This is a genomic window from Chryseobacterium bernardetii, from assembly GCF_003815975.1.
Classification (GTDB): domain Bacteria; phylum Bacteroidota; class Bacteroidia; order Flavobacteriales; family Weeksellaceae; genus Chryseobacterium; species Chryseobacterium bernardetii.
Window position 1 is genome coordinate 1793660 of record NZ_CP033932.1, and the last position, 17878, is coordinate 1811537.

Below are 17878 nucleotides of genomic sequence, written 5' to 3' on the forward strand. Positions count from 1 at the left end.
AACTAAACATTTACAGAAATGAAAAAAATTCTTCCATTTATATTATTAGCTGGTGTCGGATTTCTTACCTATAGTTGTGATAATAGCAATGACGATCCGGTTGTGGTAAATCCAGGTCAGGATAATGATACTTTTCCCATCATGAAAGACTTAACAGGTACATTTACTGCAACTGATAAATATGTTTTGAATGCTGATATCAGTATTGAAACAACAGATGTTGTATTGGTGTACAGAAGAGCAGGGAATGCTTGGCAACAGATTCCGAAGACAGTATATGTAGATGCATCGACTTCTGTTTCGCCGAGAAAATTCGATTATAATTTTGTTTTTGATAATAAAACAGTTCAGGTAAGAATTGATGATGCTAACTTTAATCTTGCGAGCATGTCTCAGGCAGAAGTAGACAATTATTTGAACAATCAAACGTTCAGAATTGTATTAGTACCAGCTGATCCAGCGAAAAAAACAGCAAAAGCAAGTACTAGCGTTGATTTCAGTGATTACAATGCTGTAGTTAAGTATTATAACATTGATGAGTCTAAAGTTCAAACTATCAACGCTCACTAATTAAGAAATATCTTTTCAGTTTTTTATAATTAAAAAAGCTCCGGGAGTTCTCTTCCGGGGCTTTTGATTTTATGGAATAATATGTAAGGGAGTTTATATAAAGATAGTTCGTCCCTTTAACATAAGTCGTTTTTCGTATAGTCTATTGATTTTGGAATAGTTTGGGTTTTTATATAATAAAAAAGCTTCAGAATTCAATCCGAAGCTATTATTTTATTTATTTATCATTGTCATCGAGAAGATGGCCAAAGAAATCTTTTTTGGTCTGTAGATAGCCTTTACTAATCTCGTTGGCCGGAATTTGTAATGGTATCCTTGAGTTGAGATGAACATTGCTATCTTGCACATATTTTACCTTTTCAGGATTATTGGTAAGAAGGTTGACATCTTTTACATCCAGCAGGTTAAGAATTTCAATGGCTACTCCAAAGTTTCTGTCATCTGCAGGAAGTCCAAGTTCAAGATTGGCCTGTACGGTGTCAAGTCCTTTTTCCTGTAATGAATATGCTTTTAATTTATTAATGATACCAATATTACGGCCTTCCTGACGAAGGTAAATAATAATACCTCCGTTTTCATGGATGTATTTCATGGCAGCATCCAATTGCTGGCCACATTCACATTTTTTTGAATGGAAAACTTCTCCGGTAATACATTCTGAATGGAAACGTACATTAACAGGTTTTGAAAAATCTGTATTGTCTGCGATGATGGCCATATGAGGCATCCAGTCGTTTTCATTTTCGGAGAAAGCAATCATTCGGAAATTGCCGTGCTCTGTAGGAACATTGGCTTCCGCCTGAATTTTAATCATTGATAGTTCAATTAGTTTTTAACTTCCTGGTAAAGCATCTTCAATCACAGAAATATTGGTTTTTAAACGTACCAAGTATCTGTTAAGAACTTCATCATCATCTTTTTCAAGGCTTTGTCTTTGCTTTTGAATTTTTTTGTATGATTTTTCGAAGCTTTTCAACGCTCTGCTTTTGCCTGTAGAATTATTGGCATCAATAGCATATAAATAATTCTGAAGACTGTATTTCAAACTTGTGATTTCATCATTAAGCCCGCTGTCTTTAAACTTAGGGAAAGTAGAGATGATATTTGAGATCTCAGAAGCGTTTACGTTTTCCTTGATATTGATATTAAAACTCTTCTTTGATCCCCTATCAGAATCGGAGCCTTTTGTATCGCTATAAAAGTTATTTGACAGCGGAGAAAGGTTAAGCTTTTCCGTTGCGCAGGAAGATGTTAATATTAGTAATACTCCAAAAAAAACTAGTCTTTTCATTTTTGTTGCCCTTTTTGATAAAGGATTGGGTTAAGACTTTCATCGTTATACATTTTCATTTGTTTGTATACCTTCATCTTAACGTTACCGTTTTCAATATCAGCAAGCAACTGATCTATAGAAGTAGATAGGTCTTCTTTCTGAGTAAGCAGAACATCCAGTTTAGCCTGGCAATTGTTCCTGTGTTCTTCAGAAGCGGATTCTCTATTGGCTTCTAATGACATATGATAAACCTTTAAGGCAAGAATTGATAATCTGTCTACTGCCCAGGCGGGAGTTTCCGTATTTATCTTTGCTTCAGGTTTAGGAGTTATATTTTCAAACTTATTAAGGAACCAGCTGTCAATATATTCTACCAGATCAGTTCTTTTCTGATTGGAGGCGTCTATTGTTCTCTTGAGTTGAAGAGCTTCAGCCGGATCAATATTCTCATCTCTAATAATATCTTCCAGATGCCATTGAACGGTATCAATCCAGTTCTTTGCATACAAAATCCGTTCCAAACTATCTTTTTCGAACGGGTTATTAATTAGAGTGTTAACGTCATCAGACACGTGATAGTCTTCAATAGATTGATTGAAGACTTTCCATGCAGTCTCAGTAAATTTCATTAATTCTAAGGAATTTTAGTTGCTTGAAGAATTATTGTTTGCTGAAGACGATTTGTTTTCAGACCCTGGTTTGTCTTCTTCTTTTACCGCATCTTTAAATTCTTTGATTCCTGAACCAACACCTCTCATGAGTTCCGGAATTTTCTTTCCTCCAAAAAGCAATACTAAAACGATCGCTACGATAAGGATATGCTGCCAAGATATGGCAAGTATTGTTAGTGTATTCATCTCTTAAAATTTTTGCAAAGTTACACTTTTTTTAATATGAAATCCAACCTAGTGGATCAACTGGTGTACTTCCGTTCCATACTTGGAAATCAAGGGTATAGGCACCATCAAAATCCTGAGCTACAGTTCCTACCGGTGTTCCTGCAGAAACCTGTTGTCCTTTGGAAACACTTACTCCTCCTAAGTTGGAATAAATGGTAAAGTAACTTCCATGTTTAATGATAACGGTTTTTGTTCCGTCATTGTTTGCAAGCACTGAAGATACAGATCCCGGATATACCGATTTTGCACGGGTGCCTGATGGTACGGAAATCTTAATACCGTTATTTTCTTCTGTAATATTTTTGAAAACCGGGTGTGGCTGTCTTCCGAAACGGTGAGTAATCTGGCCGGCTCTGTCTGCAGGATATCCTAGTCTTCCCCTGCTTTCAGCAAAACTGCTTCCTGCGGAGGTAGTAACTCCATAGTTTGTCATTGCTTTTGATTCTGCCGCTTTTTTGTCTTCTTCTTTTCTCTTGGCCAGGGCTAATTCAGCTGCTCTTGCTGCTGCCAGTTTATCAGCTGCTTCTTTTGCCTTAACCGCTGCTTCGTCTGATGCTTTTTTAGCTGCCAGTTTTCTTGCTTCATCTCTGGCACTGGCTTCTGCTCTTGCTGCCTCTTCATTTCGCTTTCTTTCTTCTTCTGCTCTTCTTGCTGCCAGCTCAGCTGCTTTTTTGGCTTCAGCTTCAGCTATTCTTCTTTCTCTTTCCAAAGCTTCAGCTCTTGCTTTAGCTTCAGCTTCAATTCTTGCTTTTTCTCTTTCTGCAGCAAGTTTTGCTAAACGTATTTTTTCTGCTTCTGCTTTTCTTCTGGCTTCTTCTTCTGCTTTTGCAATTCTGATCTCTTCAGCAATGATGGCTCGGATCTGTCCTTCAAGCGCTTTAGATTGAACCTGTTTCTGTTTCAGTTCAGCAGTAAGTTTTGATTCATTCTTTTTAAATTCAGCTACCAACTGCTCTTTTTGGGCTCTTTCTGCATTAATAGTAGCTAAGTCCTTCTGTTGGTTTACCAGAAGGTTTTCTTTTTCTTTTACAGAGTTTTGTCGCTGTGCAATAGTTTTTTTGATCTGATTGGCAGCATCGGTAATTTCAGCTGCTTTTTTATCCTGGTAATCCGAATATTGCTTAAGGTATTGTACTCTTCGGATGGCTTCTCCCAGGTTTTTAGATGAAAGGATAAAGGTTACCTTATTCTGTACCCCTTTATTTTTATAAGCATTCACCAAGACTTCAGCATAGTTCTTTCTCAGAACTGCCAATTCCTTATTCTGGCGGTTAATTTCAAGTTGTTTCAGATAGATATCATCTTCAATAAACCTCTTTTCTTTTTGAGTATTATTGTAGACCTTTTCTCTTAGTACTAACTTTTGATTAACGCTGGTAAGGTACGCTATGGAAAGTTTAGATTCGCTTCTTGTTTTAGCTAAATCTGTATTTATTTGTGCAATTTGTTTTTTAAGTTCGGCATTCTGCTTCTGCAGTTGTTCTTTCTTCTGCTGTCCCTGGTGCAGTCCGAACATAAGAACACCTATTAAAAAGCTAAATTTTTTAATCATTTAATCTCAATTTTCTTATAACTGGATGGTACAGAATAAGGTGTTTCCATCCTCGAAAAGTCAAATTTCGTGTTTTCCAGTAAAATCTGACTAGATTTTGAGCCTTTTATAATTATTTTAACATTTTGAGGAAGGCGGATTCCGTTGTATTCATTCCAGTCACTATAGGATATTTCGAGTTCATCCGGAGATAAGACATCCTTTAGGTTGACACTCAATAAATCATAATTGGTGTCGTATTGCAGCGCAATTTTATACTCCCTGTTTTTTTCATCGGTCACAATTTTCTGGTTTACATTAGAAATCATTTTATAACCCTGTGCATTTTGAGTAAGTGTAAACTGGGAATCATTAATCTTTACAAAAGTTCTTCCCAACAGGATTTTTTCAAGTGCTTTGTAATCAATGAAATTAACATTCAGTAGGTTGTTGAGATAATCGAAATCAGAATCAATATAAGTCTTGCTGGTTTTGTCCTGTCCTTTTATTCCTTCCGGAGTAGCAATTCCTCTTGCCACATTCAGGAAAAGAGCTCTCAGGTTCATCCAGACCTTTTTATCATTTTCAATGTAAATGGTGGCATCCAATGTGGGAATAAAGCTTCCTGTTTCTACCCGTACTTTACTGTCAATTTTGATCTGCTCAAACTTTGGTGGGATCAATACATGTTCGTAAAAGGTAAGTTTATCTCTTACCGGCTGGTTTACATCTTTTGGGTTATTACTGTCTTCTGCAGTTTTGATGCTGTCTTTAGTATTGCCTGTTTCATTCTTTACGGCATTACGGGTTTTGCAGGATGATAAGGCAAGAAGTAATAAAAGAAGTGGGATCCAATTTTTCATGTATTTATCTTTTCAATTAAAATAACGGTGCAATATTAACGCCAAACCACACAAAAACATTTTGTGTGGTTTGGTTTTATCTTATTTAAATTAAAGAATTTCTAATCTTATTATTTGGAAAGGAAATCTAAAACGGAATAATCTCCCAGAGAAATTTCTCTTGCCACACCAAAGTATTGGGCAGAATTACCAATCATAGAATTGGAAAGGTTTCCGTGGTTGATTCTTGTGTTTTCCTGGATCAGAGAGTTTTCAATATTAGAATTTACAATAATGGTATTATTTCCTAAAGAAACTCCAGGTCCTATTTTAGAATTAGAGATTTTTACATTTTCTCCGATGAAGCATGGCGGGATGATTAGTGAATTTTCAATCACAGCAGAAGCAGGAAAATTGGCCATTTCAGTCTTTTCGTATGCAAGGATCTTGCTGTTGGTTTCCACTGTAGCATTTTTATTTCCGCAGTCCATCCAGTCATTTACTTTTCCTAATGTGAATTTAGCACCTTTTGATCTTAAGTTTTCTAATGCCGTAGTTAATTGGTATTCTCCGCCATTTTTAATATCATTGTCCATGATATAATTGATCTCTTCCATCAGTTTTTCCGCATTGTTGAAGTAATAAATACCAATAATGGCAAGGTCTGATACGAAAGTTTTAGGCTTTTCAACGAAATCAGTAATGAATCCGTAGTTATCAAGTTTTACAACCCCGAATGCAGATGGATCTTCTACGCTTTTTACCCAGATTACTCCATCTGAGTTTTTATCCAATTGGAAGTCTGCCCGGAAAAGAGTGTCAGCAAAAGCGATAACCACATCTCCTGTCATTGATTGTTCAGCACATTTGATGGCATGAGCAGTTCCAAGAGGATCATTCTGATAATATATACTTCCCTTTGCTCCCAGTTTTTCAGCAATCTGGATTAAAGATTTTTCAATCTCAGGGCCAAAATCTCCGATAATAAATGCTACCTCTTCAATTTCTTCTCCTGCAACTTTAGCAATATCTTCCACTAATCTCTGTACAATAGGTTTTCCTGCGATAGGGATAAGTGGTTTTGGAACTGTTAATGTATGTGGACGTAATCTGGAACCACGTCCAGCCATTGGAACAATAATTTTCATAGATGATATAACAATGTTTTTTGTTTAAATGTAGTGTATTTTGGGCTAAATATAATAATTAAAACATTTCGAAAAAGTAATATTTATCACGTTTAGCAGTTTGTTTTGTTTTTAAAGCTTACCAGGTATCAAAAGAAGGACCAAAGTTTAATTCTTTCTGATTCTTGACAAAATCATATTTTTCTCAGAATAGATCAAAGTTCCCAGGAAGACTAAGAATAATAAATTACTGGTTATAATATTGTAATTGAAATATTTTACAATAATAAAACTGAATACTCCCAACAATACTAAGAAGAATGACATTTTCTTCATTCTATAAGGTATGGGGTAGTATTTCTGGCCTAATGCGTATGAAATAATCATCATAATGACATAGGCTCCAAAGGTTGCCCAGGCAGAACCGATCATACTGTGATAATAATATAATGCCAGGTAATTTAAAGCAATATTAATACCTGCCCCTATCCATGAGATTACAGTTCCTACGCTGGTTCTGTCGGTTACTTTATACCAGGTGGAAAAATTATAATATATACCAAAACAAAGATTGGCTATAACAATGATTGGAATAATATCTATCGCAATCCAATACGATTTATTGGGAATGAAAACATTTTTCAGCCAGGATATATTGGCAATAATACCCAATGCTACTGCGCATGCAAAAAAAGCAAAGTATTCCGCTACCTTAGCATAGGTTTTCTTAGCATCTCCTTTATCCATTTGCTTAAAAAAGAAGGGTTCAATTCCCATTCGGTAGGCTGTAACAAATAACGTCATCAGAACTGCCAATTTATAACAGCCGCCATAAGCTCCTGCTTCCTCGTCTGAAATATGGCTTCTTTGAATGGACTTATCAAAATTTTCGTTTACCATAAATGCAAGGCCTGCCAGCATCAGTGGGAATGAGTATGTAATCATACGTCTAAATAGGGAAGTGATGAATTGAAATCTTACTTTCAATATAATAGGGAGTAATAATAAAACCCCTAACGCGCTTCCCGCGAGATTACTGAAGAATGGATAGTCTACATTTTGATTTAATCCAAAGCTTTTCGATACACTTTCCGGGATCCAGAAAAACAGTGCAGCGGTAAAAACAGCCTGAAATATAGCCTGAAAAACTCTTACTGCCGAATATTTGATAGGTTTGTTATGAAAACGGAGCCACGCAAATGGAATAACCAGTAAATTATCAAAGAATGCAATTAAGGCAAACCATTTAATATATTGAGGGTTGTTGTGATACCCTAGATAATCTGCAATAGGCTGATTGAAAAAATAGCACAATGCAAGGAAGAGGGTAGAGGTGGAGAATAAAAACCAGAATGAAGTATTGAAGGTTTTTTTCTCGTTGTCATCTTCTGCGGAGAATCGGAAATAGGCTGTTTCAAAACCGAATGAAAGGATAATGTTAACAAATGAAATCCATGCATAAAGCTGTGTGAAAATCGCAAAACCTTCATTGGGAATTTTATAGATCAAAAGTGGATTAAGGATGAATAAAATAATTCTTGGCGCAATGGCCCCCACTCCGTAAATAATTGTTTGCCCTAATAATTTCTTATACAATTCGAAAAATTTTATGCAAATGTAAATATTTAGAAATTGATTTATTACGAGTGATATTAAAATTCATTCATAAACCTTAATTTTGCTTTTCAGAGAATTTAAAAGCAGGGTTTTGTCAATGGCCATTGTATCTGTTCATTAGCCTAGGATAATCCGGTCTTTTTTATCTCTGGCTCTAATCTAATTTCTAAAAAAGTAAAATGAAGACCCTAATCAAAAATGTAAACATCGTCAACGAAGGAAAAATCTTTGAAAGCGATATCTTAATAGAAAATGATATCATTTCTAAAATAGCTTCTGCTATTTCTGAAGATGCAGATCAGATTATTGATGGTGCAGGAAAATATCTTTTACCTGGAGTAATTGATGATCAGGTGCATTTCCGCGAGCCGGGCCTTACGCATAAAGGAGATATTGAAACTGAATCACGATCAGCCATTGCCGGTGGAGTAACCAGCTTTATCGATCAGCCCAATACTGTTCCGAATGCTGTTACCCAGGAGTTACTGGCTGATAAATATGAAATAGCTTCTCAGAAAGCATATGCCAACTACGGTTTTATGATGGGAGGAACTAATGATAACCTTGAAGAGGTTTTGAAAACAAATCCAAGAAATGTTCCTGGTATTAAGTTATTCCTTGGGTCGTCTACAGGAAATATGCTGGTAGATAATCCGGAGACACTGGAAAATATTTTCAGCAATACAAAAATGCTGATTGCTGTTCACTGTGAAGATGAAGCTACCATCAGAGCCAATACCCAAAAGTATATGGATGAATATGGAGAAGATATCCCGGTGAAATTTCATCACTTGATAAGAAGTGAGGAAGCTTGCTATAAATCTTCTTCAAAAGCGATTGAGCTGGCACAGAAAACAGGGGCCAGACTTCATGTGTTTCACCTTTCTACTGCTAAAGAAATGGAATTATTCAGGAATGATATTCCATTAAAAGATAAAAAGATCACTGCGGAAGTATGTGTTCACCACCTTACTTTTACCAATGTGGATTATGATACCAAAGGCGGATTAATTAAATGGAATCCTGCTGTGAAAACACAAAAGGATAAAGATGCGCTCTGGGAAGCATTGTTAGATGACAGAATTGATGTTATTGCAACAGATCACGCACCTCATACCGCAGAAGAAAAAAATAATGTGTATACAAAATGCCCTTCAGGGGCACCGTTGGTTCAGCATTCACTGGTTGTGATGCTGGAAAATTATAAAGACGGCAAGATTTCCCTTGAAAAAATTGTTGAAAAAATGAGTCATAATCCTGCAATTCTTTTCAGAGTGGAAAAGAGAGGGTTTGTAAAAGAAGGATATAAAGCAGATCTTGTTTTGGTAGATTTAAATGCAGACTGGACAGTATCTAAAGACAATTTATTATACAAATGTGGCTGGAGCCCATTGGAAGGAATTAACTTCCATTCTAAAGTTACCCACACTTTTGTAAATGGGCACCTTGCTTATGACAATGGAAAAATTACTGAAGAGAAATTTGGAGAAAGATTGCTTTTTGAAGTGAAAGGGTAATATATAAAATTCAATAGAAGCGGGCTTTAGCCCGCTTTTTTTATTTGTAATATCCCATTGGCTTTAGCCGAAATTTATTAATACTTTGAATAATGCTGTGTATTATTTTTTCTCGCAGATCACACGGGTTTTCGCAAATTTTTTAACATAATCATCTGCTTAATCCGCACGATCTGCGAGGTATTATTTAGAATTCTAATAACACCTATTTTTTAGCCTTGTTTCCCATATAAAAAGTAAGTTTTCCTCCATTTACAATCTCGGAATGTTTTAAGGTGAAATTCTTAATCTCCTTCCCATTTAAAAGAACCTTCTGTACATATACATTTTGTGGACTCTGATTGATGGCTTCAATTTCAAATATTTTTCCGTTTTCCAAATGTAAAACAGCATTCTCAATAGCCGGGCTCCCGATAGAATAATCTTCCGAACCTGGAGCAACGGGATAAAAGCCTAATGAACTTAAAATATACCAGGCACTCATTTGTCCCGTATCGTCATTTCCTCCTAATCCATCAGGAGTTGCTTTGTATTGCATTTCAAGGATATGACGGATCTGCGATTGGGCTTTCCAGGGCTGGTCTGCCCAATTGTAAAGGTAAGCAACATGATGGGCTGGTTCATTTCCGTGAACATAGCCGCCAATAATTCCTTCGCGGGTAATATCCTCAGTGTCTGCAAAAAATTCATCAGGAAGATGCATAGTGAACAATTCATCGAGTTTTGATGCGAATTTCTTTTTTCCGCCCATCATTGTTATCAGTTCATTGGGGCTTTGTGGCACAAAAAAGCTGTAATTCCATGAATTTCCTTCAATGAAACCCTGCCCATGGGTACTTAATACATCAAAATCCTTCTTGAAACTGCCGTCAGCCAGGCGCGGGCGCATAAACCCGATGGTTTTATCAAAGTTATTCTTCCAGTTTGTGGAACGTTTGATGAATTGATTATAAATTTCAGTTTCTCCCAAATGTTTTGCTAATTGAGCAATTGCCCAGTCATCATATGCATATTCCAGCGTGTTGGAAACTGAAGTCCCATTTTTTTCGGCTGGAATATAACCAGAATCAATATATTGTCCGATCCCTTCATAATCTCTTTTATTGGCAGTTTCTACACAAGCTCTAAGTGCTTCTTTTGGATCACCGTCATAATTTCCTTTGATAATAGCATCTGCAACTACACTTACACTGTGATAGCCGCTCATACACCAGTTGTCATTAGCATAATGAGACCATATAGGTAACATTTTCATGGAAAATTGATTGTAATGCGCCATCATTGATCTTACCATATCATTATTCCGTTTAGGCTGGATGATATTAAAAAACGGATGGAGTGCCCGGTAGGTATCCCAAAGAGAGAATGTAGTATAATTAGTAAAGTTTTCTGCCTTGTGCGTATTTTGATCCAATCCTTTATATTCTCCGTTCACATCCATATAAATTGTAGGATTGATGAAGGTATGATACATTGCAGTATAAAAATTGGTCTTTTGAGTGTCGGAGCCTTTAATGATAATTTTATTTAGTTCCTTATTCCAGTTTTCCTGTGCTTTTGCTTTAATTTGGTCAAAAGATAAACGGCCGGTTTCCTGTTCAAGGTTTTCCAAAGCGTTGGTCTGGCTTACTGGTGAAATAGCAAACTTTATTTCAATAGCTTCATTTTCGTTGGTATCAAAATCAAAATACATTTTAAGATTCTTTCCTGCTATTTCCGGGGAATTTTTAGTTTGATCGAACTTTCTCCAGAATCCTTTGTATACTTGCTTCTCATCATAACTTTTCTGGCCGTAAGATTTGAAAGGTTTTGAGAATGTCATGGCAAAATAAACAGTTCTTGTTCTTGCCCAGCCGTTGGTCTGCCTGTAGCCGGTGATGGTGTTGTTATTTTCTACACGGGCGTAGGTCCAGACATTTTTCCCGTCATAATTATAAATTCCTGCCATCAGATCTAAAATAATATGGGATTGATCAGATTTAGGGAAAGTATATCGGTGAACTCCAACCCTTGGAGTAGCTGTGAGTTCTGCCAGGATATTATGATCGTCAAGTTTTACCCGGTAATATCCGGCTTCTGCTTTTTCGTTCTGATGTGAAAACCTGCTTCTGTATCCGTTTTCAGGGTTGGATGCTGTTCCGGGATTAAGCTGAAGTGTCCCTACAGTAGGCATTATCAGAAAATCTCCAAGGTCAGAATGTCCTGTACCACTGAAATGAGTGGAGCTGAATCCTGTGATGGTTTTGTCCTCGTAACGGTAGCCTGCACAGTATTTATAGACTTCACCATTGTATTTTCCATTAAGTTCATAAGAAATAGTATCGGTTTCAGGGCTTAATTGTATAGCTCCAAAAGGAACTGTGGCTCCAGGATAGGTGTGTCCCATTTTTTCAGTGCCAATGAGCGGGTTTACATATTGATAGAGTTTTTCAAATTTTTGAGCACTCGCATATACACTTAAAAACAGTAATGCTGCAAAAATGGAAGTCTCCGGATTTTTCATAAGCAAATAGATTATTAACAGATAAAATTAAATAAAAATCAACGAATATTATTTATAACATTATTTATACTGTTATTTTAATCGTGATCCATTCAATATTTATTATTTTTAAGAAAAAATATTTTATGAGTCTATATACACAACCGATGTTGCGCGAAGGTGCACTGAAAGATAAAGTAGCGATTGTAACCGGTGGCGGAAGTGGCCTTGGAAAAGCAATGACCAAATATTTTCTTGAACTGGGAGCCAATGTGGTGATTACTTCCAGGAATCTGGAAAAATTACAGGCAACTGCAAAGGAACTGGAAGCCGAAACAGGAGGTAAAGTTCTTTGTATAGCGTGCGATGTGAGAAATTGGGATGAGGTGGAAGCGATGAAAGAAGCAACTTTAAAAGAATTCGGAAAAATTGATATTCTTTTGAATAACGCAGCCGGAAATTTTATTTCTCCAACAGAAAAACTGACTCATTCCGCTTTCGATTCTATTTTAGATATTGTTTTAAAAGGAACTAAAAACTGTACACTCTCTGTGGGAAAACATTGGATAGAATCTAAAACTCCGGGAACTGTACTGAATATTGTTACTACTTACGCCTGGACGGGTTCTGCTTATGTTGTTCCTTCTGCCTGTGCAAAAGCAGGTGTTCTGGCAATGACAAGATCGCTGGCTGTAGAATGGGCAAAATATGGAATCCGTTTCAACGCCATTGCTCCGGGACCTTTCCCTACAAAAGGAGCTTGGGACAGACTTCTTCCTGGAGATCTACAGGAAAAATTTGATATGAAGAAAAAAGTTCCGTTAAGAAGAGTAGGAGAACACCAGGAGTTAGCTAACCTTGCCGCTTATCTTGTTTCAGATTATTCTGCCTACATGAATGGTGAAGTAGTAACTATAGATGGTGGAGAATGGCTTCAGGGAGCAGGAGAATTTAATATGCTGGAAGCTATTCCAAAGGAAATGTGGGATGCTTTGGAAGCAATGATTAAAGCAAAAAAATCAAACTAAATTATTTTATTAAAAAATAACCCGGATTTGTAACAATTCCGGGTATTTTTTTTACCTATAGATCATATTCATAATAATTTTCAAATGAATTTAAAATTTCCAGCCCTAGTTTCAGCTATTACGGTTTTCTTTTTCTCGGGAACCGTTTCAGCACAGGAAACACCAAAGTATGATTATGTAGAAGCATTTAAACCATTCTTCTACCCTCAGACAGGTACGGAAACCCGCTCTGCAAGCGGACAACCGGGACATGCCTATTGGCAGAACTCAGCAGATTATCATTTGAGTGTAAGCCTGAATGAAAGTAAAAAAGAAATTACAGGTACTGCAGAGATTAAATATACCAACAATAGCCCGGATAAACTTAGTTTCCTTTGGCTTCAGCTTGACCAGAACCTGTTTGCAAAAGACTCCCGCGGCAATGCTGTTGTTCCTTTGTCAGGAAGCAGGAACGGAGCCCATGGAGAAACTTTTGATGGCGGATACACTATTAAATCTGTAAAGCTTGATGGGAAAGAGGTAAAATACACCATTACAGATACAAGAATGCAGGTGGATCTTCCGGTTGAGCTCAAAGCCAGAGGCGGAGTTGCAAAAATTGCTATTGAATACTCCTTTATTTCCCCGGAATACGGATCAGACAGGATGGGAGTGCAGGATACAAAGAACGGCAAAATTTTTACCATGGCACAATGGTATCCGAGGATGTGTGTGTATGATGATGTAATGGGATGGAATACGCTTCCGTATGTTGGTGCTTCTGAATTTTATCTGGAATATGGAGATATTACAGCCAATATTACAGTACCAGCCAACCATTATGTAGTAGCTTCCGGAGAACTTCTTAATGAAAATGAAGTATATAGTAAAGAAGAAACAAACAGATGGAACCAGGCCAGAAACAGTGATAAAACAGTAATGATCCGTCCTGAATCCGAAATCGGTAAGAATAAATCTTCAGGAACAAAAACCTGGAAGTTTAAGATTACACAAGCTCGTGATTTTGCATGGGCTTCATCTGCTAGCTTCATTTTGGATGCAGCAAGAATCAATCTTCCGAATGGAAAAAAATCATTGGCCATTTCTGCTTATCCTGTAGAAAGTACAGGTGAAAAAGCCTGGGGAAGATCTACGGAGTATACAAAAGCAGCTATAGAACATTATTCAAACAAATGGTATGGTTATACTTATCCTGCAGCAACCAATGTAGCAGGAAATGAAGGCGGAATGGAATATCCTGGAATTGTTTTCTGCCATATGGATTCGAAAGGAGAAGACCTTTGGGGGGTTACAGACCATGAGTTCGGGCATAACTGGTTTCCTATGATCGTAGGTTCCAATGAAAGATTATTTGCATGGATGGACGAAGGATTTAATACATTTATCAACGAGATTTCCACAGAAGCCTTTAATAAAGGGGAATATTACAGGAAAAAGCACCTGGGACAAGCTGGAAATTTCTTTATGAATGATAATCTGGAGCCTGTGATGGTAGGACCGGATAATATGAAGGAAAGAAGTATTGCTGCTCTTGCTTATTACAAACCGGGAGCAGGTTTATCCATTCTACGAGAATCTATTCTTGGACCTGAAAAATTTGATAAAGCTTTCAGAACTTATATAGATCGTTGGGCGTTCAAACATCCTACTCCCTGGGATTTCTTTCATACGATGGAAAATGTTTCAGGAGAAGAGCTTACCTGGTTCTGGAGAGGATGGTTTTTTAATAAGTGGAAAATAGATCAGGCCGTGAAGAGCGCTAAATACATAGACGGTGATTTTAAAAAGGGTGTACAGATCACAGTTGAAAATATTGGACAATTGCCAATGCCTACTACGGTTCAGCTGAGGTTTAAAGACGGAACATCCAAAAATGTCAGAATACCTATTGAAGTCTGGAAGCGAAATACCGAATGGACCTTCAAAGTAGATTCTGATAAGGAAATAAAAGAGGTTCAGATAGATCCGGATTCCCAAATTCCTGATACTAATTTGAACAATAACAGCCTTGTATTGTAGAACGGGTCATTTAAAAACGTTAATTTAACATTATTATCATATAAATAAGACTTCCCTGTCATAGAGAAGTCTTATTTTTGTCTCAAATTGATAAAATAATTATGAATTTCAGATTTTCAATGATGTTCCTGATGCTGTTTGCTTTGGGATTTTCACAGGACCTTACTGTAATGAGCTTTAATATCAGGCTGAATGTTGCTTCTGACAAAGAAAATGCATGGCCGGAGAGAAAACAAGATGTTGCTGATCTCTTAACCTATTATCATCCCGATTATTTCGGTGTTCAGGAAGCACTTCCGGAGCAGATGAAAGATATTAAAAATGGATTGAAGAATTACGATTATATTGGAGTAGGGAGAGATGACGGTAAAGAGAAAGGCGAGTTTTCCGCTATTTTTTATGATACTCAAAGACTGGAAGTGGTGAAATCAGGGACATTCTGGTTGTCTGAAACTCCTGAGAAGCCTTCGAAAGGCTGGGATGCGGCATTGAACAGAATCTGTACCTATGCTGTTTTTAAAGATAAAAAATCAAAAAAGGAATTCCTTGCGATGAATCTTCACTTCGATCATATCGGCAATATTGCCAGAGTAAAGTCTTCTGAGCTGATTTTGAAAAAAATCAAAGAACTTAATCCAAAGAATCTGCCCGTAACGGTAAGTGGGGATTTCAATCTTACGGATGATACGGAACCTGTTAAAATTCTTTCCCAGAATATGAAGGATACCTTTTATCATTCGGAAACGAAGCATTATGGGCCGGTAGGAACATTTACGGCATTTAATGTGAACGAAGTACCCAAAGAAAGAATCGATTATATTTTTACAAACGGATTTAAAATAAGATCACACCGTCATATTAATGACCGAAGAGAAAATCTTCTTTACCCATCAGATCATTTTCCGGTTATCGTGAAACTTTCCTTTTAATATTAATCGGTTGGAAAATCAATTTCGAATCCAATTCCTCTGAGGGATTGGATTTTTACTTTTGGATCATGGCTGAAATATTTACGTAGTCTGCTGATAAATACATCAAGGCTTCTTCCTGTAAAATAATCATTGGTTTCCCACAGGTTATCCAGGATATTATTCCTTGTAATGGTAGAATGGTTATGTTTAAGAAGATAGAGTAGTAAGTCCAGTTCACGAACTGTCATGCGTACATTACCATTAGGATGAGACAATAGAAGCTTTTGAGTTTCCAGGATGTAGTCACCAATCTTCAGCTGAGGTTCCGTAACTGGGGGAAGCGTTCTTTTCAGTATATTTTTTATTCGCAATACCAGTTCTTCGGGATCACATGGTTTGGCGATGTAGTCATCCGCGCCCATTTTTAATCCGGTTAAGCGATCAATTTTTTGATTTTTTGCAGTTAAAAATAGAATCGGAAAACTGTTATGTTCTTTCAATATCATTTTTGCAAGAGAAAAGCCGTCTATATTAGGCATCATAACATCCAGAATTCCGATCTGAAAAGGAAAATCAGTGCTAAGAAGCGGAATGATATCTTCAGGGTTCTGGTACCAGCTGATATCAAAATCTTCCAGTTCAAGATATTGTTTAAGGATCGTTCCGAAATCAGAGTCGTCTTCTGCCAGCAGGATTTTAATTTTCATAAGGAATGGTTATTTTAAAAGTACTTCCCATACCTGGTTGGCTTGATACCTCAATTTTACCGTGGTAGGATGTAACGATTTCTTTTACAAAATACAGCCCAAGCCCAAGTCCTTTGCTATTATGAATATTATTGGCCTGTATCCTGTAGAATTTTTCAAAAATGTTCTTCAGCTCTTTACTTTCCATGCCGTTACCATTATCAGAAACTTCAATTTTTAAATTCTGAGCAGTATTACTGGTATTAACGGTTACGATGGAAGCCCCATATTTTATACTGTTTTCACAGAGATTCTTAACGATTGTTTCCATAAGATTTTTATCAAAAGGGAGCTGACGGGAAACTTTATTTTCAGATTTAAAATCTATCTGCGGATAGGTGAAGGCAAGATCCTGAATAAAAAAATCCCAGTGTTCAGGTTGTATAGCAATTATTTCTTCCGGTGTTTCATCTTTGTGCAATTGTAGCATCAGGCTTTCCAGTCTTGTAATTTGCCGGTCAATCAGTGGAAGTGTATCCGGATTCCATCCCTTTTTAAGCGTTTTGGAAGCTATTTTCAAAGTCGCTATCGGTGTTTTGAACTCGTGAGAAATGTTATCCACAACCGTGTGGAGAACTTTTACCTGTTTTTGTTGTTGGATGAGATTTTTGATTGTGAAAATATACAGTATAAGAACACTTGCAAGCAGGATAACACAGCAGATAATTAACAAAATAATCTCTCTGAAAACAAGACTCTTTATATTTCCGATTTCAATCTCTGTTTGGGTCTCCACATGGAATGAATCCATATTGTTAATTGGTTTTTTTCCTGTAGTTTCCTGGGTAGAAGAAGTTCTCCAGGTACCGATGCTGGTAATAGCAGGTTTTCTTACCTTATCTTTGGTTTCGTAAATGGTGACCGGTTGCTGTAGCAGTTTAATGCTGTCGGGAAGGTGGATGAGTAAACGATATTGAATTCTTACACAGATGATATACCCGTCTTTTTTCCGATGCTCATTGATGTAAGCTGTTAAATTCTTACCCGAATTTTTTTTTTCATCTACCAGGTATTTTATAAAATCCTGCTTGTTGAGCTTTTTGTGATAGTATTTGATAATAACTTGCTGCAGAGAATCATTTTTCGAATCCTTGGCAGAATGATTATTCACTACCTGATCGGTATAAACTGAGATACCCTGGTCAATGGATCTGTAGATCTCCCTTTCTTTAACCTGATAGGTTTTGTACATAAAATAAACCTGAATTCCCAGCAAAAAGAGGAACAGTGTAGTGAAAATATAAATCAGGTTTTTGTTATTAGAGATCATTGAAACAAAGATAAAGCTTTCGTATTTCACTGATGGGGTATTTTTA

At 36.7% G+C, this 17878-nt stretch carries 16 protein-coding genes; 5 read left to right on the top strand and 11 right to left on the bottom strand.

Annotation, left to right across the window (positions count from 1 at the left end; genetic code table 11):
- Positions 1-18: 18 nt before the first annotated feature.
- Entirely contained in the window at positions 19-570 is a 552-nt protein-coding gene (locus EG339_RS08275) for a hypothetical protein (protein ID WP_123869776.1), read from the top strand.
- Between the two features lie 217 nt (positions 571-787).
- Here EG339_RS08275 and ribA read toward each other — a convergent pair whose 3' ends face one another.
- The 8 genes from ribA to EG339_RS08315 all read right to left on the bottom strand — a co-directional run bounded on the left by ribA (position 788) and on the right by EG339_RS08315 (position 7838).
- The gene (ribA, locus tag EG339_RS08280; RefSeq protein ID WP_123869777.1) at positions 788-1384 is read right to left on the bottom strand and encodes a GTP cyclohydrolase II; all 597 of its coding nucleotides are present in this window, start codon (positions 1382-1384) and stop codon (positions 788-790) included.
- Positions 1385-1402: 18 nt separating this feature from the next.
- Positions 1403-1861, bottom strand: a complete 459-nt coding sequence (locus EG339_RS08285; protein ID WP_123869778.1) for a hypothetical protein — start codon at positions 1859-1861, stop codon at positions 1403-1405.
- Positions 1858-2472, bottom strand: a complete 615-nt coding sequence (locus tag EG339_RS08290; protein WP_066699602.1) for a DUF4254 domain-containing protein — start codon at positions 2470-2472, stop codon at positions 1858-1860. The genes EG339_RS08285 and EG339_RS08290 overlap by 4 nt, the downstream gene beginning before the upstream one ends.
- Positions 2473-2487: 15 nt before the next feature.
- Positions 2488-2700, bottom strand: coding sequence for a Sec-independent protein translocase subunit TatA/TatB (locus EG339_RS08295; RefSeq protein ID WP_123869779.1), 213 nt, complete (start codon positions 2698-2700; stop codon positions 2488-2490).
- 31 nt (positions 2701-2731) lie between these two features.
- Positions 2732-4294 (bottom strand): murein hydrolase activator EnvC family protein, encoded by a 1563-nt coding sequence (locus EG339_RS08300; RefSeq protein WP_123869780.1) that lies wholly within the window; start codon positions 4292-4294, stop codon positions 2732-2734.
- Positions 4291-5136, bottom strand: a complete 846-nt coding sequence (locus EG339_RS08305) for a DUF4292 domain-containing protein (protein ID WP_123869781.1) — start codon at positions 5134-5136, stop codon at positions 4291-4293. Before EG339_RS08305 ends, EG339_RS08300 begins: the two co-directional genes overlap by 4 nt.
- 110 nt (positions 5137-5246) lie before the next feature.
- Positions 5247-6263: a sugar phosphate nucleotidyltransferase gene (locus EG339_RS08310; protein WP_123869782.1), complete on the bottom strand. Its 1017-nt coding sequence runs from the start codon at positions 6261-6263 to the stop codon at positions 5247-5249.
- Positions 6264-6410: 147 nt separating this feature from the next.
- Entirely contained in the window at positions 6411-7838 is a 1428-nt protein-coding gene (locus EG339_RS08315) for an oligosaccharide flippase family protein (protein ID WP_123869783.1), read from the bottom strand.
- Positions 7839-8038: 200 nt separating this feature from the next.
- Between EG339_RS08315 and EG339_RS08320 the strand changes: the two genes are divergently transcribed.
- The gene (locus EG339_RS08320; RefSeq protein ID WP_123869784.1) at positions 8039-9376 is read left to right on the top strand and encodes a dihydroorotase; all 1338 of its coding nucleotides are present in this window, start codon (positions 8039-8041) and stop codon (positions 9374-9376) included.
- A gap of 205 nt (positions 9377-9581) precedes the next feature.
- Here EG339_RS08320 and EG339_RS08325 read toward each other — a convergent pair whose 3' ends face one another.
- A complete protein-coding gene (locus tag EG339_RS08325) occupies positions 9582-11879 on the bottom strand; it encodes a GH92 family glycosyl hydrolase (RefSeq protein WP_123869785.1) in 2298 nt (765 codons plus the stop codon).
- A gap of 125 nt (positions 11880-12004) precedes the next feature.
- Here EG339_RS08325 and EG339_RS08330 point away from each other — a divergent pair, with 125 nt between their 5' ends.
- From EG339_RS08330 to EG339_RS08340, 3 genes are all read left to right on the top strand, one after another.
- Positions 12005-12886: an SDR family oxidoreductase gene (locus tag EG339_RS08330; protein WP_123869786.1), complete on the top strand. Its 882-nt coding sequence runs from the start codon at positions 12005-12007 to the stop codon at positions 12884-12886.
- Between the two features lie 84 nt (positions 12887-12970).
- On the top strand, positions 12971-14905 hold the full coding sequence (locus tag EG339_RS08335) for a M1 family metallopeptidase (protein WP_123869787.1): 1935 nt from the start codon (positions 12971-12973) through the stop codon (positions 14903-14905).
- 101 nt (positions 14906-15006) lie between these two features.
- Positions 15007-15834, top strand: coding sequence for an endonuclease/exonuclease/phosphatase family protein (locus tag EG339_RS08340; RefSeq protein WP_164465424.1), 828 nt, complete (start codon positions 15007-15009; stop codon positions 15832-15834).
- 2 nt (positions 15835-15836) lie between these two features.
- Here the strand turns inward: EG339_RS08340 and EG339_RS08345 are convergent, their stop codons facing one another.
- Together EG339_RS08345 and EG339_RS08350 are read right to left on the bottom strand one after the other, a co-directional pair.
- The gene (locus EG339_RS08345) at positions 15837-16523 is read right to left on the bottom strand and encodes a response regulator transcription factor (RefSeq protein WP_123869788.1); all 687 of its coding nucleotides are present in this window, start codon (positions 16521-16523) and stop codon (positions 15837-15839) included.
- The gene (locus tag EG339_RS08350) at positions 16513-17862 is read right to left on the bottom strand and encodes a sensor histidine kinase (RefSeq protein ID WP_123869789.1); all 1350 of its coding nucleotides are present in this window, start codon (positions 17860-17862) and stop codon (positions 16513-16515) included. The genes EG339_RS08345 and EG339_RS08350 overlap by 11 nt, the downstream gene beginning before the upstream one ends.
- Between the last annotated feature and the right edge of the window lie 16 nt (positions 17863-17878).